The following is a 5,486-nucleotide window of genomic DNA, read 5'->3' as shown; positions in this document are numbered from 1 at the left end:
TATTTAACCCCAATGAAATTATTCGATCACGGATAAGGAGGGGACAATGATGTCGCTCAATAATGATTGTGGAAGAATCAACTGTATGAGTTGCCCTTCTAACTGTGAAGTTAAGCCCAATACTTCGCTGCGGGTTTCATTTTGCCAGAACTATTGTTTTTGTACCTGGCCGGAAGCGAGTGGCTATTTTTCTCTCGGGATCATGGAAGGGATTCTTAAGCAAAGCTATAACTATCTGTACCTTGGGTGTATTTTTGTTGATTTTTCTATCAGCTATCTGCGTTGTTTTACCGATAAACGCTGGATTGATTATTTACGTGAAACAAAATTAAAAATTGTTATCGTTTGCGATAAATACCTCAAACCATTGGCAAATTATTGGTTTAAGCACTCCAACGACATTTTTCTCATCATATATCAACAGGATAAATTAAGCATAGCCTGTGAGAAATTAAAGAAACGTTTTATCTATCAACGCGATGCTTTCTTTCGCGGAGAGGTGCTGTCGACGCTGGAGTTTTCTGTGCTGAGCGGGCTGATCGCCGGCGAAGGCTGCAATCAGTTGGCCAGCGAACTCAATGTCGACATCCGAACGGTGTACGCCGCAAAGCGTCGAGCGGAAAAAAAAATGGGCGCAGATATTAATACGCTATTTCGGTTTTCGCACACTGTGTAAATGTGACTAAATAATCTATCTCTATATTTATAGCAATCACCTTGCGGTGAGGGAGGCCTGCACCCTAAATATTAAAAATGAATAAAAAGTATCCCCAGAAAACCCTACGTTGACGCCATGGTTAACGCGTTTTTCTATTATTGAGAAAAATAACGTCTTGAAAAAATATTAAAACAGGCACTAACAGCGACATAAAAGGAAGAAGACAAGGAGTTTATTATGATGCCGATACCTTTAAAACCCAGGAAGTTAGCATTGTGTATCACTGTCGCATTGCTGGCGACGAATATCAGCATGAGTGCCGTGTATGCCAACACGCTAAATGCGAATAACACCCTTTATTACTACTCATCCGGTAATCCAAACGGCAACAACAGCGACTATACCAACTACGATGAAGTGGTTATCACGACTAATGCGATAGCGTCAACCAGCGGGCTGAAAGGCTGGGCTATTTACATGAACGGCGAAAATTACAAGTTTAACGATCTCACCGTTAACACTTCTGGGATGTTATCTGATGGTATCCATACCAAAAACGGCGGCGGTAATATCGTCATTGAAAATTACAATGCGATAACCAGTGCCTACAGTTCCGATGGTATCAACCTGGGACGAGAACTGTCGGCAAACTATTCTCGGGTGACGGTGAATAATGAAACCAATATTAAAGCGGCGGGAATGGGCGTTCGTGCTAACGCCTCGGTAAACAATGCGAATGCGGTGGCAACCATTACCCTTAATGGGCCAACAACCATTGAAACCACCTCCGCAGGCTCTACTGTTGCGGGCTATACCGTTTATGCAGGACAGGATACGGAAGCCAACTCTACGGCGGTGAAGGGGAAGGCGGAAATTTTCCTGAACGGAGATAGTACGCTTAAAACAGTGGGTAAGAACGCCCATGCGGTCTATGCTCGCGCAGCGGGTACCATTTCTCTGGGAAATGTGGATATTTCGGCAACGGGAGCAACGGCGAATGGACTGTTTGCTTCCTCGACGACGGCCGATCAGCAGGCCGCTATTTACCTGGCCAAAAATGCCACCATTAATGTTGCAACCGGTTCGGCAATCTATGCGACTGGCGCTGAAGCGCGGGTGAAATCTTACGATCTCAACACCGCGACTGATGTGGCGGGCACCTATGTCGTAAATGGGGATATTGTCGCGGATAAGGGCGGGCAGATCCAACTGCATATGGCAGAGGATAGCGCGTTTACCGGTGTGACCAACTCTAACCAACTCCCCACCTCGGCAGCCGATGCCGGGACCATCGCGCTGACAATGGATGGCTCGCGTAGTCTCTGGACGATGACCGGCGATTCAGTGTTGTCATCACTGATGTTAAACAATGGCACAGTGGCATGGTCAGGCCCGTCGGCTGGAAATATCCTGACCGTGGCCGGGAACTACCACGGTGATAACGGTCTGCTGAAGCTCAATACGGTGCTCGGTGATGACAGTTCGGTTAGCGATAAACTGGTCGTTCAGGGCGATACCTCCGGGACCACACGCGTTGCCGTGGCTAATGCGGGCGGGGGTGGCGATAAGACGATTAATGGTATTGAAGTCATTCACGTCGACGGCGCTTCTGATGGCGATTTTGTGCAGGCCGGGCGCATTGTCGCAGGCAGCTATGAATACGCATTACGTCGCGGTGAAGGGACTGAATACAGTAACTGGTTCTTGATGAACGCACCGGCAACGCCAGAGCCCCCCGATCCTGAACAACCGGATCCTGAAAAACCGATACCCGAACCTCCCGCGCCTGAGCAGCCGACGCTGCGTCCGGAAAGTGGTTCGTATATTGCTAACCTGGCCGCCGCTAACACGATGTTTACGACCCGGCTGCACGATCGTCTGGGCGATACGCAGTATATAGACATGCTGACGGGAGAAGTGAAAACGACCAGCCTGTGGATGCGTAATGTTGGGGGTCACACGCGTTTTAAAGATTCCAGCGGCCAATTGAGCACGCAAAGCAATCGCTACGTTTTGCAGTTGGGCGGCGATCTGGCGCAATGGAGTACCGACGGTCTGGATCGTTGGCATCTGGGTCTGATGGCGGGCTACGGTAACAATCAGAGCAACACGCGCTCTGATGTCAGTCGCTATCACTCTCGCGGTCAGGTGACGGGGTACAGCGTCGGGTTGTATGGAACCTGGTACGCCAATGATGAGAACAAAACCGGTACTTATCTGGACAGCTGGATCTTGTATAACTGGTTCAATAACAAGGTGTACGGCCAGGGATTAGCCAGCGAGAAATACGATTCCGATGGTATCACCGCCTCCGTTGAAGGTGGCTATAGCTTCCTGATGGGAGAGCGTAGCGACGGGCGTTCTACCTACTGGCTCCAGCCGAAAGCGCAACTCACGTGGATGGGGGTGAAGGCCGATACCCACACGGAAGCCAATGGTACGCGAGTAGAAGACAAAGGCGACGGTAATCTGCAAACGCGGTTGGGGATGAAGGCATTTATCAAAGGCCATATCGCCGTGGATGAGGGGAAAGAGCGTGAGTTCCAGCCTTTTGTTGAGGCTAACTGGATCTATAACACCCGGTCCTACGGTGTCGCCATGAATGGCGTCACGAACTATCAGGCTGGAACACGCAATATCGGCGAGCTGAAAGCCGGCGTTGAAGGCCAGATAGGCAAAAATCTGCATATCTGGGGAAATGTCGCTCAGCAGATTGGGGATAAAGGCTATAGCGATACACAGGGTATGCTGGGGATCAAATACGCATTCTGATGCATTTAACTACCGCTGATGTGCTGTGGTATCGAGAACGCTATGAATATTTACGCTGAAGAGTTGCGCATCATTATGGACGTCATCATGGATATCATCTTTTACGCACGAGAGGAGAATCGAGGTGATGCGGCATTCCGTCGGTTGTTACATGAACTGGAGGCGCGAGAGTTTCCGGAATCGGTGAAAACGCTGTGTCAGCAGGCGGCAAACACCTGGTTTTTATCCAGCAGCATCACGGAGACGGCGGACAAAACGACGCTACAGCAGTCGGCTACCGTATACCTGTTAGCGGCTTTTGGTCGAATCAATGCGCTGGCGACCATGGAAGAATACCTGGAGCAAAGGAATAAAGAGTTGTTCGGCCTGCGCTAAGTGGATAACTGTTTTCCCTGAAAGATTTGCCCCGTGAGAGACCACGGGGCTTTTTTTTATGGCGAGTTAGCGCTCTAAACCATAGTTAGTTAATCACTCGTTTTTCTATCTTGTGAGGATGCGGACTGTGGAGATGTATCTGCGAAGAATGAAAAAGGAGTGGCTGACGCTGCTCGACCAAACGGAACCTCACATCAGACAACAGGTTGCGACTGCCATGAACGACACGTTTGATGCGTGACAGGAAAGTAATCTGCTTATCATTTTTGGTTAACACACAGCACAAAGGGGGACTGTGGGTTTCCTAAGAGCCAGGCATTGCCTAATGGACTTAAGCGTAACTGGCGCTCGGTTCCTTCAGGAACAAAGAAGAAACTCTGTTTGATAATCTCATCATCAGCATTGTCCCTTGATGTTTTTATATAACTCATGTTTCTCACGATTATTTCACCGGGAACCTTAATATCATAATCAAACATGATGTTACGTGAGACAGTCTGCCTGCCAGTTGCTGTATCGATGCTGCCTGAGAGAACGACCAGCCCTTCAAAATCACTGTCCAGCCTGAACGTTAACTCCAGAGTAGAAATATAGTCTGGTTTTGCATGGTCATAATGAAGGATGGTTGAGCAATTTACTTTCATACCTGGTTTCTGCGCACTTTTATGCCACAATAACCCCGCCGATATGATTATCAGTCCTGAAGTTACTATCGCAATCCATTTTTTTTCAGGTTTTACTTTCATATCCGCTCCAGTAAAAATTCAGGCATGAAATATATTTATTATCTTTCAGCGTACACCTGCTGATGAACGCTCTGCCTTCGCGACCGTAAAGATACGCCTCAGAAACCTGATACAGGAATGATGTATCTTTCAGACAAGCAATATCACTCTCTTTAACAAGTTCAAGAAATAGTGATTTCTTGCGATCTGAAAACGCGGCAGAGTTATTTTGCGTGGTGTAAACCGAACATTGATCATAGTTGAAAAGAAGAAACGTTGGCACATCTTTCTTCTGAGCCTGCACATTTTCCTGATGCAGTAAGTCAGCAGGTATAAAATGAATCCCCGTTGCAATGACACCTAATGCGATTGCCGCACTAATAAATAATCGACTGGAGATAAAGGAGACGTAGGTTTTTTTTGTACCGCCGTTGACACTATTATCGGTATTACTATCGAGTTTTTTTTCGGACCCGGTATCCAGCTGATCGTCAGCAAGAATCTGTACCTCTATATCGCCGTTAAACATAAAGCCAATTCTGGGAATTGTCGCGATACACTCAGACGTAACGCCAAAATTTTTAAAATGTTTTCTGAGCTCAGAAAGGTACTTATTCAGAGTGTGATTTGACGAGTGCAGCCCATGTATATCCCAGACGTTTTGCAGCAACTCATCACGGGTCACTACCTGGCCTCGTTGTTCAATAAGATATGAAAGCAGTCTGTTCATTATCACCGTCAGGATAATTAGCGATCCTTCATCATCCTGGAGCCATATCGCACCATCATCAGTGCGATATCTAATCCGCATATCAATCAAATAAACCATTTCCGACTCTCCGTGCCTCATGGTGAAAGGTAGCCAGAAGACGCAGACTTCCGGTTCTTACATACCTGGTTGATTCTCTTCAATGATATCACAAAACACCTCATCATCACTATTTAGAGTTTTCGCT

5 protein-coding genes are annotated in these 5,486 nt (G+C 47.3%); 3 read left to right on the top strand and 2 right to left on the bottom strand.

Going from position 1 to position 5,486, the window contains the following annotated elements:
• Positions 1–46 precede the first annotated feature (46 nt).
• From NNN71_RS23405 to NNN71_RS23395, 3 genes are all read left to right on the top strand, one after another.
• Entirely contained in the window at positions 47–676 is a 630-nt protein-coding gene (locus tag NNN71_RS23405) for a LuxR C-terminal-related transcriptional regulator (protein WP_163449404.1), read from the top strand.
• A 219-nt stretch (positions 677–895) separates the two neighbouring features.
• Positions 896–3,430 (top strand): autotransporter outer membrane beta-barrel domain-containing protein, encoded by a 2,535-nt coding sequence (locus NNN71_RS23400; protein WP_442910527.1) that lies wholly within the window; start codon positions 896–898, stop codon positions 3,428–3,430.
• A gap of 42 nt (positions 3,431–3,472) precedes the next feature.
• Entirely contained in the window at positions 3,473–3,805 is a 333-nt protein-coding gene (locus tag NNN71_RS23395) for a hypothetical protein (RefSeq protein WP_223803080.1), read from the top strand.
• 260 nt (positions 3,806–4,065) lie between these two features.
• Here NNN71_RS23395 and NNN71_RS23390 read toward each other — a convergent pair whose 3' ends face one another.
• Entirely contained in the window at positions 4,066–4,551 is a 486-nt protein-coding gene (locus NNN71_RS23390; protein WP_167575296.1) for a hypothetical protein, read from the bottom strand.
• Entirely contained in the window at positions 4,535–5,359 is an 825-nt protein-coding gene (locus NNN71_RS23385) for a winged helix-turn-helix domain-containing protein (RefSeq protein WP_271459465.1), read from the bottom strand. The genes NNN71_RS23390 and NNN71_RS23385 overlap by 17 nt, the downstream gene beginning before the upstream one ends.
• Positions 5,360–5,486: the final 127 nt, after the last annotated feature.

It is taken from the genome of Kluyvera sp. Awk 3, assembly GCF_028069715.1.
Taxonomy (GTDB): Bacteria; Pseudomonadota; Gammaproteobacteria; order Enterobacterales; family Enterobacteriaceae; genus Kluyvera; species Kluyvera georgiana_A.
The sequence above is the reverse complement of the archived record's forward strand: the minus strand, read 5'-3'. Positions and strand labels throughout refer to the sequence as shown.